The organism is Methylosinus sp. RM1, from assembly GCF_011378635.1.
Lineage (GTDB): Bacteria > Pseudomonadota > Alphaproteobacteria > Rhizobiales > Beijerinckiaceae > Methylosinus > Methylosinus sporium.
The window spans coordinates 1-24,425 of the sequence record NZ_WOVC01000013.1; the positions used below are offsets into that span (position 1 = coordinate 1).

Below are 24,425 nucleotides of genomic sequence, written 5' to 3' on the forward strand. Positions count from 1 at the left end.
GATCTCCTGGAGGTCTTCCTTGGCCTCGTCGACGCCGGCGACATCCTCGAAGGTCACGCGGCCCTGCGTTTCCGTCAGCAGCTTGGCCTTGGACTTGCCGAAGCCGAGCGCGCGGCCGCCGGCGCCCTGCATCTGGCGCGACAGGAAAATCCACACGCCGAGGAAGGCGATGAGCGGCAGGCCGTTGATGAGCAGAGTCATCAGCCAGCTGTTGCCGTCGGCCGGCGGACGCGCGCTGATGGCGACATTCTTCGCGGTCAGGCGCTGCACCAGCGAGGGATCATTGGGCGCATAGGTCGAGAACGGCCGATTGTCGGAGAAATGTCCGCTGATCTCATTGCCGGCGATGGTCACGTCATGGACGCGCCCCTGGTCGATCTGCGTGAGCAATTCGCTGAAGCTGATATCGCGGATCGGAGTCCGCTGACCCGGCTGCTGGAACAGCATGACGAGCGCCACGACGAGCAGCCCGATGATCGCCCAAAGAGCGATGTTCCTGAAGTTTGCGTTCATGTCGAACCTTGCGAATGACGATTCCGCCCGAGCCATCCCGGAAAACGAAAGTCGTTTCCTGTAATCTAGGCGCGTCGGAAGCGATTGCCAAGAGAGCGCCTCGCGCGCTTCCGAGAGAGCGCCTCGAGCGCTTCCGAGCGAACGGCGCGCGTGTCGACGAGACCCTTCGATCGAGACGTCATACGATCGAAACGGAGTGGCTTTTTTGCGGCCGTCAGGTGATTTCGGCGCGCCGTCGCGGCGGCTCGGGCGCGATGGCGACGGCGTCGCCCTCCAATGTCACAATGGCGCCGCCCAGCGTTGTTTTGAAGCGCCTTTCGGCCGCGAGCGCTGCGGCGAGCCCTTCCCCTGCGCGCTCCAGACGCTCGAGCCGCGGCTCGCCGCCGCCGATGCGCGCGATCTCCGCTGCGAGCAGGCGCAGCAGCAGCTCGCGCGGCAGAGCGCGCAAGGCCGCGGCCGCGACGTGGAATCGTTTCGTCTCGCGTTCGGCCGGCAGCTCCAGCGCGGCGCGCTCGGCGCTCCAGGCGAGCGCTTCTTCGGCGCGCGCGGCGCGGGCGGAAAGGCGCAGCAGAGCTTTAGAGTCCAGTCCTTCCGCCGCCAGAGTGGCGGCGAGACGCCGCAGCCGCACGCGGGCATAGGCGGGATTCTCATTGGAGGGATCGCTGACGAAATCCTGTCCGGCGACGGCGCAGACATTTTCCAGCTCCGCTTTGCGAAAGCGCAGCAGCGGCCGCAGCAGCGGCAGCCCTTCTATGCGCGACTCCGTCGCCATTGCGGCGAGGCCGGCCGTTCCGCTGCCGCGGGTCAGACGGAACAGCACGGTCTCGGCCTGATCGTCGGCGTGATGGGCGGTGACGATGGCGCTCGCGCCGATCTCTCTCGCGCAGGCGCAGAGCAGGCGATAGCGCGCCTCCCGCGCGCGCTCTTGAATGCGCGTCGTCGGCTTTTTCCCCTGCCATCGAAGAATATGATGAACAAATCCGCGCGCGCGCGCCCAGTTGCCGACTTGCGCCGCCTCCCGCGCCGCTTCGGCGCGCAGCCCATGGTCGACAGTGGCGATCTCGATGCGCTTCTGCGCCGCGAGCGGCCAGCGCGCGGCGAGCAGCATCAGAGCGATGGAATCCGGCCCGCCGGAAACGGCGAGCAGCAACGTTTCATGAGCGGCGAGCGGCGCCAGCGCGTCGGCGGGATCGGGAAGGGGCGGTTCGGCGGGCATGAAGCGATTCAGACGAGAGCGCCCGTCAGCATCGCACCTTCTTGCTTTCTTGCTGAGCGATTTCTTTCACCCGCGCCGGGGCGCCCGGATATTTCACCGCGATTTCGCCGAATGAGGCGCAGGCCTGCTCATTGGCGCCGATCTCGTGCAGCGATTGGCCGAGCCTCAGCATGGCCTCCGGCCCCTGCGGCGAGCTCGCATGTTTGGCCGTGATCTCGAGAAATTTCTCCGCCGCCTCGCGATAGCGCTTCCGCAAAAAATAGCTCTCGCCCAGGTTGAAGATCGCCTGCGGCGCGAGACGGCTCTTCGGGTTGCGCGTGAGAAAGCCGGCGAAACCCGTTTCGGCGGCTTCATATTCGCCTTGACGCAGTTTGGAGACGGCGAGGTCGAACTCGTCTCTCGGCGTTTGCGGCGGGGTGGCGGCCGGCGAGAGCGCAGCCGAGGTCGCGGCGGGCGGCGCTGGCGCTGGCGCGGCCGGCGGCGCTTCGCCGAGACGCCCGTGCGTCAGGTCGAGCGGGGCGCCGGGCGAACGCAGATCCGAGGCGCCGACTCCGCCCGCCGGAAGCGGCGCGCTCGGCGGAGTCGCGCCGATGGGGCGGGGCGCGCCGGGAGCATTCGGATTGAGGCTGGGGTCGAAAGCGTCGCCGCGCCGCTGCCCGACAGGGGAGACTGCGCCCGGGCCAGGCGGCGGCGCCTCCGGCGCGGCGACGGCGCGCGGCGGCTGCGCCGATCCGGCGGCGGGCGGCAGGCCGGCGGCGTTCTCCTGCGAGCGGCGCAGCTGATCTTCCAGCCGCCGCACGCTGTGCTGCAATTCCTCGACGAGACCGTTGAGCGAGCGGATCTGATTTTCGAGCCGGTCGATGCGGACGCTCGCCGCGCTGGCCTCGCGTCCGGCGGCGTCCTCCTCCGGGTCGCGGTGGCCGAACAATTGCGTCACATCGAGACGGCGGCCGATATTCTGGCCGATGTTCTGAAGGCCCTGGCCGATCTTGTCGAGACGCGGTCCGTTATTTTCGGGCTCGGCCGCGAAGGCCGCGCCGGCGGCCATCACGACGCCGAGGACGGCGCCGACGAAAATGGAACGTGACGAAAGCTTCATGGCGGAATCATTCGCGGGGAGCCGTATGGGACGAGGCGTAGCATAAGCCCGGTTTCGGCCAAAGTTTGACGAAGCCGCGGCGAAGGTCGCGCGAGTTGTGGCGAAGCGTTTTCTTCGCGGCTACTCTCGCGATCGTTTCGCCGTCTTTCTCCATAGCCGGTCCGCATGACGTGTCGTCCTCGCCCAGCCGTTTTTTTCGTGATCGGCGCCGCTTTTGCGGCGTCCCTGGCCCATGCGCAGGAGGCGGCCGGCGTCTGCGCGCCGGAGGCCGGCGCTCCGGTCGAGATCGCGTCCGTGGGCGCGGAGCTCGACCTGGCGACCATGGACGGGCGCCGTCTGACGCTCGCCGGCGTCGAATTTCCGTCGCGGGAGGCGGCGCGGGAGGATTTGCGGCGCTTTCTCTCCGAGCGTCTTTCGGCCGGCCGGCTGGTCTTCCTCTCCACCGCGACGGCGGCGCCGAATCGCTGGGGCGAGGTCGCCGCCGGGCTCTTCGTCGAAGGGGAGGGGGACGAGGCGCCGCTGATCTCGCTCGCGCAAGCGACGATCGCCGCGGGGCTCGCACGCTTTCGCCCCGATCCGGCCGCATTCGCCTGCCGCAATGGGCTGCTCGCCGCGGAGGCGCAGGCGCGTGGACGAAAGCTTGGACTTTGGGCCTCGGGCGAGTATCACATCGTCGACGCCGCTCGACCCGAAACGCTCGTCGAACAAAAGGGCATGGTTCTGGTGGAGGGCGTCGTCGGCAAGATCGGCGAGACCGGAGGCTCTCTCTATCTGAATTTCGGGCCGCGCCGGGGAGATTTCGCTGTCGTGATCTGGAAACGCAATCTCGAGACATTCACGCGGGCCGGAACGTCGCCCAGAATGCTCACGGGGCGGCGGGTGCGCGTGCGAGGATTGATTGACACAGCTTTTGGACCGCGCATGGAGCTTCTCTCTCCGGCGCAGATCGAGCTCCTCGGCGACGAACGCCCCGGCGCGCTCGGCCGGCCCTGAGGCGGGGCGGAGCGGCGCGCGTGTCGCCGCGCTCGCGGCTTCGCTGGCTTTCGGTCTATCCGGCTGCGCCCAGCTCGAGCGGCAGGGCGAAATGCTCAATGGCGGAGCCGCGTCGCAAGCGCGATTGCCGCCGGCCGTGCCGCGCACCGTCGGCGGCGAGCAGCCCTCGACCGCCGAGCACAAGGATCTCGTCGCGCAATTCGGCGGCGAATATCGCTTTTTGTCGGCCGAGCGCTATCTCGACGAGATTTTGGTCAAGCTCGCGCAGGCGAGCGACACGCCGGGCCAGGCCGCCTATAAGGTGACGATCCTCAACACGCCGGTGGTGAACGCTTTTGCTCTGCCGAGCGGAAATCTCTATGTGACGCGCGGCCTTCTCGCCCTCGCCAACGACGCCTCGGAGGCGGCCGCCGTGATGGCGCATGAGATCGCCCATGTGAGCGCGCGCCACAGCGCGCTTCGCGCCGAGCGCGAGCGTGAGGCGGAGGTCATCAGCCAGGCCGCGGCCGTCATTCAGAGCAAGCAGAAGAGCGACGACGTGCGCGCCTCGCAGCGTCTGTCCTTCGCGAGCTTTTCGCGCCTGCAGGAGCTGGAGGCGGACGCGATCGGCGTGCGCGTGGTGGCGCGCGCCGGCTTCGATCCGTACGGCGCCTCGCGCTTTCTCGCCGCGCTCGGCAAATCCGCGGAGCTGCGCGCCGTTCTGTACGGCAAGAAGAAAGCGCCCGACCTCGACATATTGGCGACGCATCCCTCGACGCCCGATCGCATCGCCAAGGCGGTGGCGGCGGCACGGCAGATCAGCGCCCCCGGCGTCGGAACGCGTGATCGTGAGGGCTATCTCGCCGCGATCAACGGCCTCGCTTATGGCGACGATCCCAATGACGGCTTCGTGCGCGGCCGCAAATTCGCGCATCCGCGGCTGCGCTTCACCTTCGTCGCGCCGGAGGGCTTTCTGCTCGAGAATTCGAGCGAGGCCGTCTTCGGCGTGAAGGAGGGCGACGACGAGGCGCTGCGGCTCGATCGCGTGCGCGCGCCGGTCGGCAAGACGATCGAAGCCTATGTCGAATCCGGCTGGGTCGACGGGCTGTTGCGCTCGTCGATGAAGCGCATCGACGTCAACGGATTGCCGGCGGTGGTGGCCAGCGCGCGCGCCGGTGAATGGAATTTCAAGCTCGCGGTCATTCAGATCGACGATGAATTCTATCGGCTGATTTTCGCCGTGCGCGCGCTCGACGCGGAGGCGGAGCGACGTTTCGCCGCTTCCGTCGCCACATTCCGACGCTCGAGCTGGGAAGAGTCGCTCGATGTGCGCCCGCTGCGTCTCTCCATCGTGAGCGCGGGCGCAGAGGACACTGCGGAATCCATGGCGCAGCGCATGGTCGTTCCCAATCGTCCGCTCGAATATTTCCAATTGCTGAACGGCCTCGAGCATGGCGCCCGTCTCACGCCGGGCGAGAGATACAAGCTCGTCGTCGAGTGAGAAACGCGCGTCCGCGATGGAACCGTCGCGCTTCGAAAATGTTGTAAGCCTTAGAATTCCCGGGGGGGCGGACAGGCAGGGCGCCGATCGCGCAGCCGCCGGTCGCGTGACCATCTGGGAGTTCTCCTCAATCGAGGCATCGTCGCAGCGCTTTTCATTCGATCGATCTTTCGATCGAAGCCTCGATCGCGCGCGACAGCCACCCCGGAGAGCGAGAATGGCTTATTTGCCCGGAGTCGGACGCGAACTCGTGAAGGCGGCGATGGATGCGCCCTTTCTCGAACGCGAAGAAGAAAAACGTCTGGCCATCGCGTGGAAGGACAATAAGGATACGGATGCTCTGGATAAGCTCGCCTCCGCTCATATGCGGCTGGTGATCGCGCTCGCTGTGCGCTTCCGTCATTACGGGCTGCCCGTCGCCGATCTCGTGCAAGAAGGGCATGTCGGCCTGCTCGAGGCCGCCGCGCGTTTCGCGCCGGAGCGCGACGTGCGCTTCTCCACTTATGCGACCTGGTGGATTCGCGCGTCCATTCAGGATTATGTGCTGCGCAACTGGTCGATCGTGCGCGGCGGCACCAGCTCCTCGCAAAAGGCGCTGTTCTTCAATCTTCGCCGGCTTCGCGCCAAGCTCGCACATGCGCCGCAGTCGGAAGCGGGCGACGCTTTCCAGGCCATCGCCGGCGCCATCGGCGTCTCGCGCGCCGATGTGGAGCTGATGAACTCGCGTCTCGCCGGCTCCGATGTCTCGCTCAACAGCCAATTGGTCGAGGACGATTCCTCGACATCGGCCGAGCGCATGGATTTTCTCGTCGACGATCGGCCGCTGCCCGACGAGGTGGTCGAGGATCGCGTCGATTCCGGGCGTCGCGCGCGCTGGCTCGCCGATGCGTTGACGCTTCTGTCCGAGCGCGAGCTGCGCATCGTGCAGGAACGGCGGCTCAGCGAGACTCTCGTTACGTTGGAGTCGCTCGGCGATCGCCTCGGAATATCGAAGGAGCGCGTCCGCCAGATCGAGAATCGCGCATTGTGCAAGCTGCGCAAGGCGCTGACCAAAGCCCAGGAGACGGCGACGCCGGCCGAATGACGCGGCTCCGCCGGCTCGAAAGAAAAAACGCGGCCCCGTTCGGGGCCGCGTTTTTTCTTTTGCGTTCGAGATTGCGCGCGATGTCAGGCGGCGCGCTCTTCGACGTCGTCCTCTTCGCCCTCTTCGCCGGCGTCGTCACTGGCGTCGGCGTCATCGCCGCCCTTGGGACCGCCGCGGCGCGGGCCCTTCTGCAGGAAGGATTCGATCAGCTTGAGCGATTCCGAATCGATGAGCTTGCGCACGGCCGCGACCTCGCGCGCCATGCGGTCGAGCGCCGCCTCATAGAGCTGGCGCTCCGAATAGGACTGCTCCGGCTGCGTGTCGGACCGATAGAGATCGCGCACCACCTCGGCGATGGTGACGAGATCGCCCGAATTGATCTTGGCCTCATATTCCTGGGCGCGACGCGACCACATTGTGCGCTTGACGCGCGCGCGGCCGCTCAGCGTGGAGAGCGCCTTGTCGACGACCTCGTTCTCGGCCAGCTTGCGCATTCCCACGGCGGCGACCTTGCTGGTCGGCACCTTCAACGTCATCTTGTCCTTGATGAAGCTGACGACGAACAGCTCGAGGCTGAAGCCGGCCACTTCCTGCGTCTCGATCGCGATGATCTGTCCGACGCCATGCGCCGGATAGACGATGAATTCGTTCGTCTTGAACCCGAGCTTCTGCGCCGATGTCTTCGCCTTCGCGGCGGGCGTCGGCGGTTTGATGGGGGCCGCGGCCGCGGCGCGCGCGGCGACGATGGCCTTGGGCGAAAGGGCCGAGCTCGCCGCTGCGCTCGTGGGAGCGGCGGGGGCTCTGGGCGCCGGCGAAGATTTGGCGTTGACCGCCTTTCCTTGTGTCTGTTTTGGCACTGGAATGGTTTCGCTCGAAGCTGGAGTTGAAACGGCCGCCGTCGCATTCGCCCCGCTCGCGCCCGCATCGGGGGTGGCGCTCGGAGAGACGACGTCGGAGTGCTCGATATCGATATTGGTCGCGCTCTGGCGCAAGGGCGTGGTGATTCTCGTCTCCCCGGTTACGCCGGCCGCAACGGCGATTGAAGTCTGATGCGTCTGCGGAGCCTCCGAGGAGGTCTGCGGGCGGATGGTCTCGACACGCGTCGCTTCGACGCTCGGCGCGGTCTTTTGGGTCGCCTCGATCTCGATGCGGCGCTCCGTCGCGCACGCAACCTCGCCGCTGCGCTTGGCTTCGCTGCTGCGGGTGGCGCTGGCGCGCGCCCGCGCCGGCGCTTCGGCGACGGCGGCCTTGGCGACCGCGATCTTGGCGATGGCCGCCTTGGCGATGGTGGTCTTGGCCGAAGCCGCGGTCTTGGCGCTATTCTGGGTCACTTCGGCGGCGGTCGTGGCGCTTCGCGCCGCGATGGATTTCGCCGCTCCAGACCGAGCCGCGCTGGCTTTGGCGGCGGTCTTGGCGGCGGCGCGCGTCCGAGAGGAGGCGGTTTTCTGCGTTCTGGCGGAGCCGCGCTCGGCGCTCGCCGCCGAGCGACCCCCAGAAGACTTGCGGCCGGCCGAAGGCGCGGCTCCTGCGCCGACGCTCGTCCGCGCGGGTTTGGCGGCTGTCTTCCCCGCCGCGGCGGCTGTACGCGCGCTCGTTTTTGCGGTCTTGGCGGCCGCGGTCTTGGCGGAAACGCTCTTTCCCGAAGCCGTCTTTCCCGAAGCCGTCTTGCCCGAAGCCGTCTTGCCCGAAGTAGTCTTGGTGGAAGCCGTGGTCTTCGACGTCTTGCCTGCGGCGGTCGCGCTCGCCGACCTTTGGGTCCGCGTCTCGGAAGCTGCGGCCGTCCGCGCCGTTTTGCCCTCAGCGCCGCGTCGCGCTCCGGCGACGGACGCCTTGCGATTCTTTGCGGTCTTCTTGCTGGACGAGGGCATACGCGGATACTCCTTCTATTGTCCCGCTGTGGAGACGGGACGAAGCCTCGTGACCGAAGGGGCTCATTGCGCCCCGGCCAGGATAGCGCCAATGATCGCGCATGGTTCGGCTGGCGAAAGTCCGACGCTTCACAATATAGAGCCGACGCTGGCGGGCGCATCGCCGCCATCTTTGCCCATTCTCGACGTCGCGGGTTTATCTCCGATCGGGGCGCCGCGACGTTCGAGCCCTGCGCGCCCGAAAGTTAAGTCTTAATGTTCTGTATATCATGTGGTACGGCAGAAATCAAAGGAAAGGCGTCGGCGCCTTTCCGCATGGTTACGATCGGCCGGGGAGCAGCCGTTGAATCTCTTAACGATTTCGACGGCGCGGAGGTTGTGGACGGCGCGGCGTCAGTCGCCTTCGCCGGGCTCGGGCGAGAAATGCGCCTCCAGCTTGCCGGGCTTGCCGTCCCATTCCTTGGCGTCGGCCGGCGGCTCGCGCTTGACCGTGACATTGGGCCAAGTCTGAGCGTATTCGGCGTTCAGCGCCATCCATTTCTCGAGGTCCGGCTCGGTGTCGGGCTTGATCGCCTCGGCCGGACATTCGGGCTCGCACACGCCGCAGTCGATACATTCGTCCGGATGGATCACCAGCATGTTGGCGCCTTCGTAGAAGCAGTCCACGGGACAGACTTCGACGCAATCCATATATTTGCACTTGATACAGTTTTCCGTGACGACATAAGGCATGGGGGGTCCTCGATCCGCGGGCTTGCTAGCGTTTTTGAGAATGGGTTGCAAGCGGCCTCCCGGCCCGCGCGGCGCGCATGATATCCTGCGAGGCGTTGGAAGGGAATCAGTCTATGGCGGAAATCGAATCGGCGCCCGAGGGCGCCACGGCCTCGCCGGGGGCGCGTTGCTTGACGGCGCGGGCCTTGCTGCTCGGCGAGCGAATCGACACGGGCGGGCTCGAGCGCGCCGATCTCGTCTCCACCTCGCCGCTCGCCTTTCCGGCGGGGCAGGCGGGCTTCGTCGTGCTCTACCGATTCGGCGTCGCCGTGCTGTTCGGCCTGTCGCCGCTCGAGGAGGACGAGACGCTCGCCAAGGTCGGCGCCCGTGTCGCCGGCGCCGCCACGCGTCGCGACGACGAGACATTGGTGCTCGAGATCACGCCCGACAGCGACGACAAGACGCTCGCCAATGGCCGTCTCGCGATCCGCGACGCCTCCGGCGAGCGGCTGCTGGTGGTGGCGGACGCTCTGGCCAAGAGCGTGGCGCTCGCCCGCGACGAGCGGCGCGTCAACGCCGTCTTCGACACGATCGAGCCTTTCGCCGCCGATCTCGCCAGCAAGGGGCGTCCGCCATGGCGCCGCCGCGCCATGCTCGAGCTCATCGGCCAGACGCTGCTGGTGCAGCATCGCGTCTCCGGCCGCGTGGCGGTGGAGGACAAGCCAGACGTGCTCTGGGACCGGCCCGATCTGGAGCGTCTCTACACGAGGCTCGAGGACGAATATGAGCTCGAGGCGCGCAGTCACACGCTGAAGACCAAGATCGAGGTCATCGGCGAGACGGCCCGCATTCTGACCGAGATCATCGACGTCGATCGCGCGGTGCGGCTGGAGGCGACGATCATTGTGCTGATCCTCGCGGAAATCCTGCTCACTCTGTTCCAGATATTCGTGCAGCGGGCGCATTGAGAGCATTCATGCCGGAGGCGCGCGCGTGACCTTCGGCCAGCTCTCCATTCTGGCCGCGGCTCTGTTTCTGGTCGGCTCGGCGGAGGTGGTCGCCGGGCCGCTGATGACTGCGATGGCCCCGGATTTCGGCGTCGCGCCGGCCGCCATCGCCTATCTGCCGGCGGCCTATGGCCTCGCCTATGCCGGCTTCGCCATCATCGCCGGGCCTTTGTCCGATCGCTTCGGCCGCAAGCGGCCGCTGCAGGCGGGGCTGCTCGGCTTCGCGCTGCTCAGCGCCGCGCTGGCCAATTCCTCCAATCTCTCCGTGGCCATAGCGCTCAGCGGCCTCGCCGGCCTCTGCGGCGCTTTCGTGCAGCCCAATTCCCTGTCCTTCGTCGCCGACGCCTCTTCGCCGGAGGAGGTCGACGTCCGCACGGCGCGCGTTTTTATCGGGCTGATGTCGGCCTTCGTCGTCACCCCCTCCATCGCCGGATGGATCGCCGATCGTTTCGGCTGGCGCTACGCTTATTATCTTCTGGCGCTGCTGGCGGCGCTCGCCTTTGTGGCGGTTTCGGCGGCCTTTCGGCCCGGCCGCTCGCATGGCGGCGGGGTCGTCTCCTTCGTCGCCACCCATAGGGGCGCGCTGGCGACGCCCGGCGTCCTGCGACGGCTGGCGGCGAGCTATTTCTGGCTGGGCTCGGTGGCGGGCTTCGGCGTCGTCGTCGCGGATGTCGCGGCGCGCAAGCTGGCGCTCTCGCCCACCGACGCCGGCCTATTGGCGGGCTTTTTCGGCCTCGTCACGATCGCCGGCAATCTCGCCGGGCCTCTCGTGCGCAGGCTTCTCTCCTATAGGGCGCTGCCCATCGCCTGCCTCGCCGCCTCGGCCGGCGTTTTCGCTTTCGCCCTGCCGGCCGGCTCGGTCGCGCAGCTCGCGCTCATCGGACTGCCCTGGGCATTCGGCTATGGCTGCGGCGGGCCGCTGCATCACGCCCGGCTCAGCGGAATGTCGGCGCAGTTTCGCGGCACGATCAATTCCTATCACGCGAGCCTGCTCAACCTCGGCATTTTCTCGACGTCCTTCCTGTTCGGCGCGCTGGCGCCGAGTGGGCTCGTGGCCTTTTTCGCGCTGATCGGCGGAATATCGCTGATCGGCGCGACGCTGCTCGTCGTCGCCAATCTCGCCGAGCGCCGCGCGCCTACCGGCCGTTGAAACGCGCCGCCTCTTCGACGGCCGCGTCCGTCTCTCCGGGCGCGATCCAGCGGAACGACGGCAGCTGGTGGCGCGCGAAGGTGAATTGCCGTTTCGAATAATGACGCGTGTCGAGCTTGCCCTGCGATGCCGCCTCCTCGAGCGTCAGCTCGCCGCGCAAATAGCGCAGCAGATGCGGCGCCCCATGCGCGCGCATGGCCGGCAGAGCGGGGTCGAGACCGCGCGCGCCCATCGCCTCCACCTCCGCGAGCGCGCTTTCGCGCAGCATATCGTCGAAGCGCGCGGCTATGCGCCGATAAAGCTCCTCGCGCTCCGGCGCGAGGAAGAAGGCGAGGCATTGCGACGGATCGAGCAGCGAGGCCATGCGCGCTCCCTGGAAGGAGGCGAGCGGCTTGCCCGTCGCCTCGAAGACTTCCAGCGCGCGCAAGATGCGCTGCGGATCGGTCGGCCGCAGCTTCGCCGCCGTCTCGGGGTCGCTCTCGGAAAGACGCGCGTGAAGATATTCGGGCGTTCGGCCTTCCGCCTCGGCGCGGATTTTTTCGCGCACCTCCACAGGCACTTGCGGAATATCCGAGAGCCCATAGAGCGCGGCCTTGTAATACATGCCCGTGCCGCCGGCGACGATGGGCGCGACGCCCTCCTGCTCGAGCTTGCCGAGAAGGCGTCGAAAATCTTCGAGCCAGCGGCCGACGGAATAATTCACGGCGGCGTCGACATGGCCGAACAGCTCGTGGCGGATGCTGCGCTCTTCCTCCGGCGTCGGGCGGGCGGTCAAAATGCGCAGGTCGCGATAGACCTGCATCGAATCGGCGTTGACCACGGCGCCGCCGATGCGTCGGGCGATCGCCAGCGCGAGAGCGGACTTGCCGCTCGCCGTCGGGCCTGCGATGAGAATGGCGCGTCTCGTCATCGGCCCTTCGCAACGACAAAACGAGCGAAATGTCAAAAGCCCCTGTCGAACATGTCGCGACTTTCGTCGCCGGCGCCAGCGGCCCGCCGCTGACGGCCGAGGCCGTGCGCGCCTTTGCGCCCCTCGGCGCGCTGGATTGGCTGGAGAATGGCGTCGCCTGCGATGTCGCTTTTCCGCTCGCGCCAGAGGCGCTGCCGGATTTGCGTCTCGCGCTTCAGGCCGCTGCGAGCGCAGCCGGCGCCGATGTGATCGTTCAGCCGAAGGCCGGTCGGCGCAAGCGTCTCCTCGTCGCCGATATGGATTCGACCATGATCGGCCAGGAATGCGTCGACGAGCTGGCCGAATTCGCCGGCATTCGCGAGCGCATCGCGAAGATCACCGAACGCGCCATGCGCGGCGAGCTGGAGTTCGAGCCGGCGCTGCGCGAGCGGGTCGCTCTGCTCGCCGGCCTGCCGGTCTCGATCATCGAGACGATACTCGCCGAGCGCATAAGCTTCACGCCGGGCGCGCGGCGGCTGATCGCGACCATGCGCGCCAATGGCGCCTATACGGCGCTCGTCTCGGGCGGCTTCACCCTATTCGCCGAGCGCATTGCCGCCAGCCTCGGCTTTGATGAGGCGCGCGCCAATCGGCTGAAGACGCGCGAGGGGCGCATCACCGGAATCGTCTTGCCGCCGATCGCCGGCGCGGCGGCCAAGCGCGAGGCGCTCGATGAATTGCGCGAGACGCTGGCGCTGCCGGCGGAGGCGACGCTCGCGGTCGGCGACGGCGCCAATGATCTCGACATGCTCGCGGCGGCCGGCCTCGGCGTCGCCTATCACGCCAAGCCGAAAGTGGCGGAGGTCGCGGCCGCTCGCGTCGATCGCGCCGATCTTTCGGCGCTGCTCTTCGCGCAGGGCTATCGGCGGGAGGATTTCGTCGAGGGATGAGCGTCAGGCGCGACCTTCTTGAGGAACGGTCGCGACCGCGAAGCGAAAGCGTGCGTGGGTCGCCTCCGAGGTGAGAAAGGCGGCGATGGCGACGCCGATGAAATGCGCCAGCAGCAGCGCGAAATTCACCAGCAGAACGAAGACGTCCAGCGCGCGGATGATCTTGTTCGGATCGGTGATGGCGATGCCGGGCGGCTGCGACACGGTTTTTGCAACGAGCAGAGAAACGCTCAGCGACAGGCCGACGAAGGAAATGATCACGCCGGCGAGGCCGATCAGCAATCCGAGTGAGAGAAACCAGAAGGCCGTGAGTCTATGGACGCCGAGATAGTCGGCCCGCGCCACGGAGCGCGCCGCGCGCGTGTAGAAGAAGGCGAGCGCCGTCGCTGCGCAGAGCAGCAGAAACGCGAAGAGGCTCCAATAAATGGAGTCGCCATATCCGGTCTGGCTGGGGCTGAAGGCGCGCCCGGATGTGGAAAATTGCAGCAGCACGGCGCTGGCCAGCGCGATGGCGAGCTGCGGCCAGAATTGCAGCCAGCCGAACAGGCGTAGACGCGAGGCGAGGCCTTGCGTCGGCGAAGGCTCGACGAGCGCCGGCGCGATCTGCGCCGATTCGGCCGGCGGCGTCTCCGGGCGGAAGCGGGAGAAGCTTCCGAGCGCGAGAGTGAGAGCGATCGAAGCCGCGAGGACATAGCCGAGCAGGCGATGCGCGGCGAGCAACGCATCCGAGGCTGTCGCGCCGGCGAGGCCGAGGGCCCGAGTCCAGGCCGGTCCGAGAAGATCGACGAGCCTCGGGTCGGCGTCGGGCGAAACGGGCAGGGGGCGGCCGAAGACCTCGAGCGGAGCGCCGCCGAAATAGCCCCACAGAGCGCCGGTCGCGACCAGCAGCGCGAGCGAGAGATAAATGAGAAATTCGCATGAGGCGGCGGCGCAGCGGCGCCCCTTGGACCAGCGCGCCGGCAGCGCCGGCGGCGGAACTACGAGCCGCAGCACGATCTGCGCGAGCAGCAAGGCGCCGGCGAGGACGCCGAGCGCGACATGCAGCGCGAAAGGAGGGCTCGTCAGCGGCCGCTCCGAATGAGCGGCGAGCCATCCGAGCGCCAGCGCGAGGGCGCCGAGCAGGATGACCGAGACGAAATTGATGCGGGCGATGATCGAGCGCATGGGAAAAGCGTCCGGCAAACGAAAACGCCCGCGTCGATCTCCGACGCGGGCGATCTCTTTCGCCAGATAGGGCGCTCTCGCGAAGGCGAAAGCCTGGGGCTGTCGTCAGTCGAGCGTCAGAGCGACGAAATGCGTGTCGCCCTGGGCGTTGGCGACGATCAGCAGCGCCGATTTCTTGCCGCCGTCCTTCAGCGCCTTCACCTTTTTCACGGCGTCGGCGGGATCGGCGATCGGCTCCTGATTGATTTCGAGCAATATCTCGCCCGCCTGCAGGCGCTTCTCGGCCGCGTCGGAGCGCGGATCGACGCCGGTGATGATGACGCCGTTCTTCACATTCTCTTTGATCTGGAAGCGGCTGCGCAGCTCGTCCGAGAGCGAGGAGAGCTCGAGGCCGAGCGCCTTCTGCGCGGCGGTCTTTTCGATCTGCTCATTCTTGGGCGCCTCGCGAGAGGCGACCTTTTCGCCATCCTCGAGACGGCCGAGCTTGATCGACTTCGTCTGCTCCTTGCCGTTGCGGACGACGACGACCTCTACGTCCTTGCCGACCGGCGTCGCCGCGACGAGCTTGGGCAGATCGCGCGATTCCTTGATGGGCTTGCCGTCGAATTTGACGATGACGTCGCCGGCCTTCAGCCCCGCCGTCTTCGACGGACCCTTGTCGTCGACGCCCGCGACCAGCGCGCCGCGCGTGGCGCCGAGGCCGAGATTTTCGGCGATGCCGTCATCGACATTCTGAATGCGCACGCCGAGCCAGCCGCGCCGCGTCTCGCCGAATTTCTGCAGCTGCTCGATGACCGGCTGCACCGTATTGGCCGGCGTCGCGAAGCCGATGCCGACCGAGCCGCCCGACGGCGACAGGATCGCCGTATTGATGCCGATCACCTCGCCGTCCATGTTGAACAGCGGGCCGCCCGAATTGCCCTTGTTGATGGAGGCGTCGGTCTGGATGTAATTGTCATAGGGACCGCTGTCGATATTGCGGTTGCGGGCCGAGACAATGCCGGCCGTCACCGAGCCGCCGAGGCCGAAAGGATTGCCGACGGCGAGCACCCAATCGCCGACGCGGGCCTTGTCGCTGTCGCCGAATTTCACCGCCTTCAGCGGCTTTTCGGGCTTCACCTTCAGCACCGCCACATCGACCTTCTGGTCCTTGCCGAGCACCTCGGCCTTGAGCTTCTGCCCGTCGGTGAAGATGACCGTCACCTCATTGGCGTCGGCGATGACGTGATTATTGGTGATGACGATGCCCGAAGCGTCGATGACGAAGCCGGAGCCGAGCGAGGCGGATTTGCGCTGGCGCGGCAGCTCCGGCGCGCCCTGGCCCTGCTGCTGGCGACGGCGCAGGAATTCCTCGAACAATTCGTCGAAAGGCGTCGAGGGCTGGCCGCCGGGGCCGGCGTCCTTCGACGGGCGCTTCTGGTCGACGGTCTGCGTCGCGGAGATGTTGACGACGGCGTCCGAGACATTGGCGGCGAGATCGGCCAGAGTGTCGGGGCCTTTGGCGTGCGCCGGCGTCGCCGCCAGCGGTCCGGCGACGAGCGCGCCGACGAGCCCCGCGGCGAGGGCGCGCCTCAGCGCCGTGAGTAGCGAAACGGACGCGGCAGATGTCATACTCTTGCTCTCCTGAGACCGGGCGGCGCCTCGCGCCGCGGCGACAGCGCGACTTGCGGTTCCGGCGATAGACGATGCTGCGAAGATTGTCGCACGACTTCGCTCGCACTCCGCCAGCAAAGCGGCGAGAGTTGGGCGTTCGCGCAAATCCTACCTTATGTACCTTATTTCCATCGCGACCGCGACTCTATTTCTTTTGCGGCGTCTGATCCTCGGCGGCTCTGCCGGCGGATGGCGTCCCGAAATAACGGAAGAAATCCGAGCGCGGCCCGACGAGAAAGCGGGTGTCGCCCGCTTTGAAAGCGGTCTCATAGGCCTGCATGGAGCGATAAAAGGCGAAGAAGTCCGGATCGCGGCCGAAAGCTTCGGCGAAAATGCGGTTGCGCTCGGCGTCGCCTTCGCCTTTGAGCTGATCGGCGCGGCGCTGCGCCTCGGCTTTGAGCACGATCACGTCGCGATCGGCCTTGGCGGTGATCTTCTGCGCCTGCTCGGCGCCTTGCGCGCGATACTCGGCCGCCTCGCGCGCGCGCTCGGTCTGCATTCGGCCGTAGACCTTCTCCGAAATCTGCTGCGGGAGATCGACCCGGCGGATGCGGGCGTCGACGACGTCGACGCCGAATTTGCGCGCCTCGAGATTGGCCTGCTGGCGGATCTTCACCATCAGCCCGGCGCGCTCGTCGCGCACGATCTGCTGCTGATTGGCCTCGCTCAGCACGCGCCGCACGGCGGAGTTCAGCACCGAGGCGAGCTGATTATTGGCGCCGGCGATACCGCCGACCGATTGGTAGAAGCGCAGCGGATCGACGATGCGATAGCGGATGAAGCTGTCGACCTCGAGCCGCTGATTGTCGGAGGCGAGCACTTCGAGATTGGGGCTCTCGACGTCGAGAATGCGATTGTCGAGGAAGATCACATTCTCGATGAAGGGAATTTTGAAATGCAGGCCGGGCTCGGTGATGAGCCCGCGGCCGGCGACCGGCTCGCCGAATCGTAGCACCAGCGCCTGCTCGGTCTGGGTGACGGTGAACAGCGCGCCGCCCGCCGCGATCAGCGCGAAAAGGGCGAGGATAACGCCGAAAAAAGCCAGAGAACCTTTCACTTGCGGCCTCCTTGCGTCGAAGAGAAGCCGGGCAGGGGGAGATAGGGAACGACGGAGCCGCCACCGGAGACGCCGGCCGGCGCCTCGTCGATGATGACCTTTTCGGCGCCGCCGAGCACGCGCTCCATCGTCTCGAGATAGAGACGCTGGCGCGTCACCGACGGAGCCTTCTTATATTGATCGTAGATCTGGTCGAAGCGGGCCGCCTGTCCCTGCGCCTCGGCGACGACCTGCTCGCGATAGGCCTCGGCCTCCTGCAGAATGCGGGCGGAGGCGCCGCGCGCCTCCGGCACGACGCGATTCGCATAGGCTTCCGCCTCATTGCCGAGCCTCTGGAGGTCCTGCTGCGCCGCGGTCACGTCGCGAAAGGCCGCGATGACCGAGGCCGGCGGATCGACCGAGAGCAGCAGCACCTGCAGCACCAATACGCCGCTGTGATAATCGTCCAGCACCTTCTGCATCAGCTGCTGGCTCGCCGGCTCGATCAGTTTGCGGTCGGCGGTCAGGATTTTCTGGATCTGCGACTGGCCGACGATCTCGCGCATGGCGCTTTCGGCGACCGCCTTCACCGTCGCCGGCGGATTGGCGACGTTGAAGGCGTAATCCTCGGGATGCGCCGGATCGATCTGCCAGAAGACGCGGAATTTGACGTCGGCGATGTTCTCGTCGCCGGTGAGCATGAGGCTCTCTTCCGGCGCCTCCGGCGCGAGCGGACCGCGGCGCGTGGTCGGCTGCTCGCGAAAACCGATATCGACGGCGTTGCGGTCGGTGACGGCGAGTTTGATCACCGTCCCGATCGGCGACGGCAGATTATAATTGAGGCCGGCCTGCGTCTTGCCGCGATATTTGCCGAAGAGCAGATTGAGCCCGACCTCATTGGGGCCGACCGTGTAGAAGCCGCTGGCGAGCCAAGCGAGCACGGTCAGCAGCGCGAGAATGGCGACGCCGCGTCCGCCGAGGCCGGAGGGGAGCATTTGGCGCAGGCTGTCCTGCCCGCGGCGCAGCAGCTCTTCGAGATCGGGCGGCGCGCCGCCGCCGGAAGGGCCGCCGCCCCAGGGACCTTGGCCCCAGGGGCCGTTGTCGTTCGGCTTGCGAGGGCCGCCGCCTTGACTGCTCCAGGGCATATCGACTCTTCGAAACAAGAGGAATGTGTCGGGCCGCGCCCGCCGATGGCGGACGCCGTTGTTTTATAGGCTTTGCGCGTGGCTTCGGCAATGAGCGGCGACGCGCGCGCGGCCGAATATCCTCGGCATTCGGCGCGTCTTCGTCATCTCGGCGTCGCGATGGAGAGCAAATCTTTGAGCGAGAAGCCGTAATTGACGCCGACCCGAATGCTGTGCAGCGCCGACACCGTGCAGGTGGCGTAAGGCAGCGGGGATGTATTGGTGTCGTAGAGCGGGAGATAATGCTGCAGCTTGGCGTAGAGATATTCGGCGCGCACCGACACATTGTCCGTGATCGCGAATTGCGCGCCGGCGCCGACCGTCCAGCCCGGCAGGAACGGATTCTCGCGATTCGTCCCGTAAGTGTAGGGCGCGGCGATCACATTATAGCCGGAGAAGCTGCGCGGCGCGATGATATGGCCATAGGCGAGGCCGCCCGTCCCATAGACCAGCAGGCGATCGAAGGCATAGCCGAGGCGGATGCGGGCCGTGCCGAAGTAGCCGCCGCGCGCGCTCGACGCCTGGGCGTGGCCGTTGGAGCCGCCGCCGAGATCGCTGCGATAGGAGGCGTCGGTCTCGAAGCCGGCGATGATCTCCTTGGTCAGCGCGAAGGAATAGCCGAAGCGCAAGCCGCCCAGGAAGGCGGCGCCGTTCATCGGCACCGGGTCGGCGAATTCGCCGCCGCCGACCCCGGTTCCGGCGTCGAATCCGAAGGAGGGGCCGCTCCAGTCGATGGGCGAAGCCGTCGCGGCCGGAGTCACGGGGGGCGGCGTCATCGGAGCGAGCGGCGGCGTCTCGCCGGCGCGTCGGCCCGGAATCTTGCAGCTGTCGTCGAAGCTCCAGTCGCCGGAGCCGAGCGCCGCGGGCGCGGTCGCGCCGCCGCTCGCGACCGTGACGAAAGTGCAGGGAGTGTCGAGCGTTCGACAGGCGCCGCCGCCGATCGGGCAGACCTCGATGACGCCGTCATAGAGAACCGCGTCGGTGCGTCCGAGCCGCACGCGCACGGCGAAACTGGTGCCGCGCACGCCGATCGTCGCATTGGGCGTGCGTATTTCGTAGTCCTTGTGGCCGGCCGGAGCGCTGATGAAGCGGAGCGCTCCCTTGGTGGCGCTGAAGACGGCGGTTTTGTCGTTGGAATAGACGAATTTGTCCAGCTTGACGCGGGAGGACGGGGCGAGCTGAAGATCGGTGCGGTCCTCGAAAACGAAGCGGCCGCGGCTCTCCGCGCCGGTGGATAGAACTTCGTCGGCATAGACGGCGTCGCCGACGCCGATCTTCGCCGTGCGGCCGTCCGATTCGCCGCGCACGTCCTTCTCGATCGCCGTGGCGCTGCCGATGTTCGGCGCCGCGCGAGAGGGAGACGTGAAAAAGGCGAGGACCGCGAGGGCGGCGACAAGTCTGCGCATGGTCGATCCGAAATTCTTAATGGGACGGGAATACGCGAACGCTCGCGCCCATCTAGCCCGACCACGAGCTTGAGCGCAACGGCGCGAGGGGAGGCAGTAAGGGGATGAAGCCTCGACGAAGCCCGCCACTCGCGAGGCTCGCCATCGGGCCGGCGGCGTAAGGAGCTGGCGGAGACGGAGGGATTCGAACCCTCGATAGGGCTTTACAACCCTATAACGGTTTAGCAAACCGCCGCCTTCAGCCTCTCGGCCACGTCTCCGCAGGCGTCCTGAGACGCTCTTTCCGAAGCTCCGAATCTCGGCGCTTCGGCGAGCGTGAGTTGAGATATGCCAAAGCGGCAAATTCTTGGCAAGCGCGCTTATGCGCTCAGATTATTTTTGCCGGGCTCCGGTACTGTTGCGTAATTGACACAGCTTTCGACAAAAACCGCGATTTGGAGGACGAACGGCTCCGCCTTTGTTGACGACGCACGCAATGATCCGTAGCTATTCACCACAGACGGCGCGCTTCTCTGCGCCGGGTTGTAGCGGTCGGCGATCGATCGTGCGGCGCCCAGGCGTTCCGGCGGCGGCGGATCGAAGACCCATGAAATCTAACTGAGGGCCGTATGATGAAAAAGTCTTTGCTCGCCGCCTCCGCGCTCGCGCTGGCCGTCTCCGCGGGCTCGGCGTTGGCTGCCGACCTGCCGTCCAAGAAGGCCGCCCCCCTGCTGCCGCCCCCGCCGCCGCCGGCCGTGTGGACCGGCTTCTACGTCGGCCTGAACGCGGGTTACACCTGGGACGAGAGCAGCTCGGTGGCGGTCTCCTCGGGCTCGATCGCTCCGGTCAACCCGATCGTCGGCATCGCCGGCTCGGGCTCGCTCGGCACCAGCATCGACGGCTTCATCGGCGGCGGCCAGATCGGCTATAACTATCAGTTCGCCAACGCCTTCGTCGCGGGCGTCGAGGCCGACATCCAGGGCGTCGCCGGCAGCAACAGCGGCACGTCCTCGGTTGCTGCTTTCGGCCCGCTGACCTCGACGATCAGCGCTTCGAAGTCGATCGACTATCTCGGCACCGTCCGCGGCCGTCTCGGCTATCTGATCACCCCCTCGCTGCTCGTCTACGGCACCGGCGGTCTCGCCTATGGTCAGGCCAATCTGAGCAGCAGCGTGTTCCAGGCTGTCGGCGGTCTCGTCGGCACCTCGTCGAGCGCCTTCTCCGACACCCGCGTGGGCTGGACGGCCGGCGGCGGCGTCGAGTGGCTGTTCCTGCCGAAGTGGAGCGCCAAGGTCGAATATCTCTATTACGATCTCGGCACGGTCTCGACCTCCAGCGTGATCTCCTTCACGACCGTCGCTGGTCCGGCCGCCACCACCTCCTCCTCGGCCCGCTTCAACGGCCATGTGGTTCGCGCCGGCGTGAACTACCACTTCAACCTGTTCAGCCCGGCCGCCGCTCCGGTCGTCGCCAAATATTGATTTGGCGGTCGCCCGATAGAGGCGAGCGAAAAGAGAATAGTACGAAAAGCCCGGCGTATCGCGCCGGGCTTTTTGTTTGTCGTCGTCTCGGGAGGTTTGTGTGTCTCGGGCGACCTGTGCTTTCTTCACGTGAGCCGGGTCCGACCTCGCTCGCTGACGCTTCAGAGTTTCCAGCCTAAGTGGACAATGGTCGGCGTTGGAAACGCGTCAAAACGAAAGACTCTGGACTTTAGCTGTGCTTCATCGAACCGTCCGCTTCGGTAGGAAGCGCCTCGCGTGATCGACCGCGATCCTGCCGGCGGCGATCGGCTTCTCGCCCGGCTGGCGGCTCAGAGCGAGTCGAGAAAAGATTCGATGCGCTCGAAATAGCGGATCCAATCGGGCGCCGAGAAGCTTTGCGCGGCGCCGATGGCGGCGAGACGGCGGGGCGAGGCCGCCGCGCAGAAGTCCGTCACGGCGCGTTTCCATCCGAGCCCGTCGAGGGGCGAAAGGAAGAGCGCGCGCTCCTGCGCGATCTCGCGGAATACTGGAATGTCGGAGACGATCGCCGGCGTTCCGAGCGCGAGCGCCTCGACCACCGGCAGGCCGTAGCCTTCCGCGAAGCTCGGCATCAGCAGCGCATTGGCGTTGGCGAGCAGCCGGCGCAGCGCGGCCGCGGGCAGGTCGCTCGTCCAGCGCACATGGGGGCGGATCGCCTCGCAGCGATTCAGCATGTCGACAATCTGCTCATTCTCCCAGCCGCGTCCGCCGACGAGGACGAGCTTGGGGACGGGCTGCGGGCCCGCGGCCAGAGCGCGCCAGACATTGAGCAGCATCAGATGATTCTTGCGCGGCTCCAGCGTGGAGACGAGCACGAAATAATCGCAGCGCGCGAGCTGTTCGTCGCGCGCATCGGCGGTCTCGCCCTGCGTCGACGGCGCCGGCTCGACATGAATCGGAATGCGCGCGCCTTTGCGCGCGATCTCGCGCTCGAGACGTTCGGCGACGATTTCGCTCATCGCCAGCAGCGCATCGGCGTGCCGCAGGATCGTGTCGATTCGCCTGCGAAACAGCGCCTCATAGCCGCGGCGGAAGAATTCCGGCCGATCGAGCGGCAGGAGATCGTGTACGAAGAAGACGGCGCGCATGTCCGGCCGCCGCTCCAGCCATCGAAACAGCAACGGGAACTCGCAGGCGTGCTGCCCTATGTTCAGATAGAGCGAATTCGGCGGCGGCGCGTGCGGCGCGTCATTGGCGAGACGCAGCGGCGTGCGCCAGAGAAATTGGCCGAGAGCGTCGCGCGGCGCAGGGGCCGTGGCGAAGGGCGCACGCTCCGCGCCGAGTAGCCAGCCGCGCAGCCGCGCCCATTCCGACGAAGCGTCCGGCGCGGCAGGCGCGACATCGGCGACGATGCGGGCGAGGCGCGACGGCGCGAGCACATGTGGGCCGCGCGCGCCGTAATGCGCGGCGCAGGACAGGCGCGGATGCGCGGCGAAATGGCGTGCGAAAGCAAGATCGATACGCCCGATGCCGGCCGCGCCCGCCGCCCTTCCGAGGGAGACGAGATGCGTGGCGTCATAGACGATCGGGCGCATCATATTCTTTTCTCTCTACCAGAGCGCCGGATGGCGCGCATAGAGCGATAAAGCAGGATGAAAATAGGGATCGTCGCGAATGACCGCGCGCCAGCGGTCGCGGAAATAGTCGCGCTCTTTCGCATAGACGCTCATCGGACGAAACTTGGGCGAGCCGCGCGACGCCGATTCGTAATGCAGCAGCCGCGCGCTCGGATCATAGAGCGCGGTCCAGCCGCGCTCGCCGAGTCGCAGGCAGAGATCGACGTCGTTGAACTCGATCGGCAGATTGATCGCGTCGAAACCGCCGACCGCGTCGAATTTGCGCCGTTCCACCGCCATGCAGGCGGCGGTGACGGCGGAGCTCTCATGCGCGAGGCCGGCGCGGCCGAGCCAGGACGGCGTCTGCGGCGCGACCAGAGCGCCGAAATGTCCGGCGTCCTGCCCTAGCCCTATGGTGACGCCCGCATGTTGGATGCGTCCGTCCGGATAGAGCAGCAGCGCGCCGACGGCGCCCGTCTGCGGCGCCATTGCGCGACGGGAGAGAGTCTCGAGCCAGTCCGGGCTGACGATCGCCGTATCATTGTTGAGAAAGAGGAGGACCTCGCCGGTCGCGGCGCGCGCGGCGTCATTGTTGAGACGCGCGAAATTGAACGGCTCGGGGCGCGAGAGAATGCGCACGCGCGGGTCCTTCTTCGCCTTTTCGAAAGTGGCGAAGGTCTTCGCCTCGCGGCTGCCATTGTCGACGATGATCAGCTCGAAGGACGGATGCGTCGAGAGGCGCAATATGCTCTCGACGCAGGGGCGAAGAAGATCGGCGCGGTCGCGCGTCAGCACGATGACGGAGACGCTCGGCGCGGGCTCCGCGCGAGCGGACGCGGATGGCGCGACGATCGGCGCTTCCGGTTCCTCGTCGCGCGTCAGCAGCCAGCGGCGCAGATGCGAAATCTCTGCGCGCGCGAGGCGGAAGGGCGCGGCGCGCATCGACTCGCCGATCGATTTTCCCGTCAGCGTCGAGGCGGCGTAGAAAGCGCAACGGCCGAAATAGGAGCGCGCCGCCGCGAGCGAAGGGCTCCAATCGGGCGTGAAGCTCGGCCTCGGTCCGTTTTTCGTGCGCAGCAGCTCGTCGGCGTAGATCAGCTTGGCGTGCGGCGCGCGCGCGATGTGTTCGGCGAGCGAGGCGAAGGCGTGATCGGCCAATTCGTCACCGGCGCGCAGAACCGCGACGAAATCCGTCTCGGCGAGCAGGGGAACGAGTTCCGCCTCGCTATGCGCGATGCGCGCGGGTGGGAGAAACGGGAGTTGGGATTGCCGCTCGATCGAGGCGAGAGTGAGCGCCTTTCGGTCGGGGGCCGCGCCGGCGTCGAGGAGCAGAATCGCAAAGCGCGGCGCCGTCGCCGAGTCGTTGCGCGGCGCGTCGAAGCCCGTCGGCTCGAAGCGGCGGGCGCGGCGCGCGCGCCAATTCTCGAAATCATCGAGCGGCTCGAAATTGCTCGCCCAATCGAGCGCATTCTCGGCCTCGCTGCGATAGCCGAAGAGAGTGGGCAGGAAATATGACCAGAGCTTCGCAGGCCTGCGACGCCAGACGCGCATCAGCGCCTCGGCGAGGCCGACCGGCCGCAGGCTCTCGATCATGAAGCCGAAAGGGCCGGGCCGATTGGTCGGGCTGATGAGAAACTCGCGCGCGCCGCAGGGCAGGGCGCCGATCCAGACGCCTGCGCCGGCGGCCGGGCCGGGGAGAATGCGGTCGATGGCGCCTGCAGGCGTCACGAAGCGCAGCACGGGCCGCACGGGATCGTCGAGCAGGCTCGTGCGGAAAACCATCTCGACGAAAGGGCCGGCGCCGAAATCGGCCTCGATTCGAAGCCAGGGCTCTTTCGAGACAGAGACGAATCGCTCGTCGCGGACGATCACGTCCTTCGCGGGGGTCAGCGCGATTGCCTGCTGCGTCAAATGTGATCCACTTCTCGAATTGGAGGCCGCGCCGCGAGAGGCCGTCCAGAATAGCC

General features: G+C 66.9%; 20 protein-coding genes and 1 tRNA gene. 7 read left to right on the top strand and 14 right to left on the bottom strand.

Annotated features, from left to right (window positions below; all coding sequences use genetic code 11):
* The 3 genes from FMZ75_RS10955 to ybgF form a co-directional block, all read right to left on the bottom strand.
* A partial coding sequence (locus FMZ75_RS10955) for an ATP-dependent metallopeptidase FtsH/Yme1/Tma family protein (protein ID WP_207783385.1) occupies positions 1-513 on the bottom strand: 513 nt, incomplete at its 3' end.
* A gap of 214 nt (positions 514-727) precedes the next feature.
* Positions 728-1,729 (bottom strand): tRNA lysidine(34) synthetase TilS, encoded by a 1,002-nt coding sequence (gene tilS / locus FMZ75_RS10960; protein WP_166142788.1) that lies wholly within the window; start codon positions 1,727-1,729, stop codon positions 728-730.
* A 25-nt stretch (positions 1,730-1,754) separates the two neighbouring features.
* A complete protein-coding gene (gene ybgF, locus FMZ75_RS10965) occupies positions 1,755-2,828 on the bottom strand; it encodes a tol-pal system protein YbgF (protein ID WP_166142790.1) in 1,074 nt (357 codons plus the stop codon).
* A gap of 198 nt (positions 2,829-3,026) precedes the next feature.
* Between ybgF and FMZ75_RS10970 the strand changes: the two genes are divergently transcribed.
* The 3 genes from FMZ75_RS10970 to FMZ75_RS10980 all read left to right on the top strand — a co-directional run bounded on the left by FMZ75_RS10970 (position 3,027) and on the right by FMZ75_RS10980 (position 6,385).
* On the top strand, positions 3,027-3,821 hold the full coding sequence (locus FMZ75_RS10970) for a nuclease (SNase) (protein WP_207783386.1): 795 nt from the start codon (positions 3,027-3,029) through the stop codon (positions 3,819-3,821).
* Positions 3,822-3,912: 91 nt separating this feature from the next.
* Positions 3,913-5,301: a M48 family metalloprotease gene (locus FMZ75_RS10975; protein ID WP_246660008.1), complete on the top strand. Its 1,389-nt coding sequence runs from the start codon at positions 3,913-3,915 to the stop codon at positions 5,299-5,301.
* A 217-nt stretch (positions 5,302-5,518) separates the two neighbouring features.
* A complete protein-coding gene (locus FMZ75_RS10980) occupies positions 5,519-6,385 on the top strand; it encodes an RNA polymerase factor sigma-32 (protein ID WP_108917278.1) in 867 nt (288 codons plus the stop codon).
* 83 nt (positions 6,386-6,468) lie between these two features.
* Here the strand turns inward: FMZ75_RS10980 and FMZ75_RS22130 are convergent, their stop codons facing one another.
* A complete protein-coding gene (locus FMZ75_RS22130; protein ID WP_370464702.1) occupies positions 6,469-8,253 on the bottom strand; it encodes a CarD family transcriptional regulator in 1,785 nt (594 codons plus the stop codon).
* A 393-nt stretch (positions 8,254-8,646) separates the two neighbouring features.
* Positions 8,647-8,985 (bottom strand): ferredoxin FdxA, encoded by a 339-nt coding sequence (gene fdxA, locus FMZ75_RS10990; RefSeq protein ID WP_108917279.1) that lies wholly within the window; start codon positions 8,983-8,985, stop codon positions 8,647-8,649.
* Positions 8,986-9,098: 113 nt separating this feature from the next.
* On the opposite strand from fdxA, the gene FMZ75_RS10995 reads away from it, so the two are divergent.
* Both FMZ75_RS10995 and FMZ75_RS11000 read left to right on the top strand, forming a co-directional pair.
* Entirely contained in the window at positions 9,099-9,932 is an 834-nt protein-coding gene (locus tag FMZ75_RS10995) for an RMD1 family protein (RefSeq protein ID WP_142863698.1), read from the top strand.
* Positions 9,933-9,957: 25 nt separating this feature from the next.
* Complete coding sequence (locus FMZ75_RS11000; protein ID WP_142863699.1) at positions 9,958-11,121, top strand: MFS transporter; 1,164 nt, start codon at positions 9,958-9,960, stop codon at positions 11,119-11,121.
* Here FMZ75_RS11000 and miaA read toward each other — a convergent pair.
* A complete protein-coding gene (gene miaA / locus FMZ75_RS11005) occupies positions 11,108-12,031 on the bottom strand; it encodes a tRNA (adenosine(37)-N6)-dimethylallyltransferase MiaA (RefSeq protein ID WP_142863700.1) in 924 nt (307 codons plus the stop codon). The two genes, FMZ75_RS11000 and miaA, sit on opposite strands and share 14 nt — an antisense overlap.
* A gap of 29 nt (positions 12,032-12,060) precedes the next feature.
* On the opposite strand from miaA, the gene serB reads away from it, so the two are divergent.
* Positions 12,061-12,960, top strand: a complete 900-nt coding sequence (serB, locus tag FMZ75_RS11010) for a phosphoserine phosphatase SerB (RefSeq protein WP_166142792.1) — start codon at positions 12,061-12,063, stop codon at positions 12,958-12,960.
* A gap of 3 nt (positions 12,961-12,963) precedes the next feature.
* On the opposite strand, the gene FMZ75_RS11015 is transcribed toward serB, so the two are convergent.
* The 6 genes from FMZ75_RS11015 to FMZ75_RS11040 all read right to left on the bottom strand — a co-directional run bounded on the left by FMZ75_RS11015 (position 12,964) and on the right by FMZ75_RS11040 (position 19,663).
* On the bottom strand, positions 12,964-14,124 hold the full coding sequence (locus FMZ75_RS11015; RefSeq protein ID WP_166142794.1) for a DUF3611 family protein: 1,161 nt from the start codon (positions 14,122-14,124) through the stop codon (positions 12,964-12,966).
* Positions 14,125-14,229: 105 nt separating this feature from the next.
* A complete protein-coding gene (locus tag FMZ75_RS11020) occupies positions 14,230-15,735 on the bottom strand; it encodes a Do family serine endopeptidase (protein ID WP_108917285.1) in 1,506 nt (501 codons plus the stop codon).
* Positions 15,736-15,922: 187 nt separating this feature from the next.
* Positions 15,923-16,834, bottom strand: a complete 912-nt coding sequence (gene hflC / locus FMZ75_RS11025) for a protease modulator HflC (RefSeq protein WP_142863703.1) — start codon at positions 16,832-16,834, stop codon at positions 15,923-15,925.
* The gene (gene hflK, locus FMZ75_RS11030; protein ID WP_166142796.1) at positions 16,831-17,958 is read right to left on the bottom strand and encodes an FtsH protease activity modulator HflK; all 1,128 of its coding nucleotides are present in this window, start codon (positions 17,956-17,958) and stop codon (positions 16,831-16,833) included. Before hflK ends, hflC begins: the two co-directional genes overlap by 4 nt.
* A gap of 143 nt (positions 17,959-18,101) precedes the next feature.
* Positions 18,102-19,403: a FecR domain-containing protein gene (locus tag FMZ75_RS11035; protein ID WP_166142798.1), complete on the bottom strand. Its 1,302-nt coding sequence runs from the start codon at positions 19,401-19,403 to the stop codon at positions 18,102-18,104.
* Positions 19,404-19,569: 166 nt separating this feature from the next.
* A tRNA-Ser gene (locus FMZ75_RS11040) sits at positions 19,570-19,663 on the bottom strand.
* A 351-nt stretch (positions 19,664-20,014) separates the two neighbouring features.
* On the opposite strand from FMZ75_RS11040, the gene FMZ75_RS11045 reads away from it, so the two are divergent.
* Positions 20,015-20,863, top strand: a complete 849-nt coding sequence (locus FMZ75_RS11045; RefSeq protein ID WP_166142900.1) for an outer membrane protein — start codon at positions 20,015-20,017, stop codon at positions 20,861-20,863.
* Positions 20,864-21,192: 329 nt separating this feature from the next.
* Here the strand turns inward: FMZ75_RS11045 and FMZ75_RS11050 are convergent, their stop codons facing one another.
* Complete coding sequence (locus tag FMZ75_RS11050; RefSeq protein WP_166142800.1) at positions 21,193-22,440, bottom strand: glycosyltransferase family 1 protein; 1,248 nt, start codon at positions 22,438-22,440, stop codon at positions 21,193-21,195.
* Between the two features lie 12 nt (positions 22,441-22,452).
* Positions 22,453-24,369 (bottom strand): glycosyltransferase, encoded by a 1,917-nt coding sequence (locus FMZ75_RS11055; RefSeq protein WP_166142802.1) that lies wholly within the window; start codon positions 24,367-24,369, stop codon positions 22,453-22,455.
* Between the last annotated feature and the right edge of the window lie 56 nt (positions 24,370-24,425).

What these genes read in the sequence shown, in the direction of transcription:
- tilS (WP_166142788.1), bottom strand. Translation starts at nt 1,729, where the DNA reads ATGCCCGCCGAACCGCCCCTTCCCGATCCCGCCGACGCGCTGGCGCCG.
- ybgF (WP_166142790.1), bottom strand. Translation starts at nt 2,828, where the DNA reads ATGAAGCTTTCGTCACGTTCCATTTTCGTCGGCGCCGTCCTCGGCGTC.
- FMZ75_RS10975 (WP_246660008.1), top strand. Translation starts at nt 3,913, where the DNA reads ATGCTCAATGGCGGAGCCGCGTCGCAAGCGCGATTGCCGCCGGCCGTG.
- FMZ75_RS10980 (WP_108917278.1), top strand. Translation starts at nt 5,519, where the DNA reads ATGGCTTATTTGCCCGGAGTCGGACGCGAACTCGTGAAGGCGGCGATG.
- FMZ75_RS22130 (WP_370464702.1), bottom strand. Translation starts at nt 8,253, where the DNA reads ATGCCCTCGTCCAGCAAGAAGACCGCAAAGAATCGCAAGGCGTCCGTC.
- fdxA (WP_108917279.1), bottom strand. Translation starts at nt 8,985, where the DNA reads ATGCCTTATGTCGTCACGGAAAACTGTATCAAGTGCAAATATATGGAT.
- FMZ75_RS10995 (WP_142863698.1), top strand. Translation starts at nt 9,099, where the DNA reads ATGGCGGAAATCGAATCGGCGCCCGAGGGCGCCACGGCCTCGCCGGGG.
- miaA (WP_142863700.1), bottom strand. Translation starts at nt 12,031, where the DNA reads ATGACGAGACGCGCCATTCTCATCGCAGGCCCGACGGCGAGCGGCAAG.
- serB (WP_166142792.1), top strand. Translation starts at nt 12,061, where the DNA reads ATGTCAAAAGCCCCTGTCGAACATGTCGCGACTTTCGTCGCCGGCGCC.
- FMZ75_RS11015 (WP_166142794.1), bottom strand. Translation starts at nt 14,124, where the DNA reads ATGCGCTCGATCATCGCCCGCATCAATTTCGTCTCGGTCATCCTGCTC.
- FMZ75_RS11020 (WP_108917285.1), bottom strand. Translation starts at nt 15,735, where the DNA reads ATGACATCTGCCGCGTCCGTTTCGCTACTCACGGCGCTGAGGCGCGCC.
- hflK (WP_166142796.1), bottom strand. Translation starts at nt 17,958, where the DNA reads ATGCCCTGGAGCAGTCAAGGCGGCGGCCCTCGCAAGCCGAACGACAAC.
- FMZ75_RS11035 (WP_166142798.1), bottom strand. Translation starts at nt 19,403, where the DNA reads ATGCGCAGACTTGTCGCCGCCCTCGCGGTCCTCGCCTTTTTCACGTCT.
- FMZ75_RS11045 (WP_166142900.1), top strand. Translation starts at nt 20,015, where the DNA reads ATGAAAAAGTCTTTGCTCGCCGCCTCCGCGCTCGCGCTGGCCGTCTCC.
- FMZ75_RS11050 (WP_166142800.1), bottom strand. Translation starts at nt 22,440, where the DNA reads ATGATGCGCCCGATCGTCTATGACGCCACGCATCTCGTCTCCCTCGGA.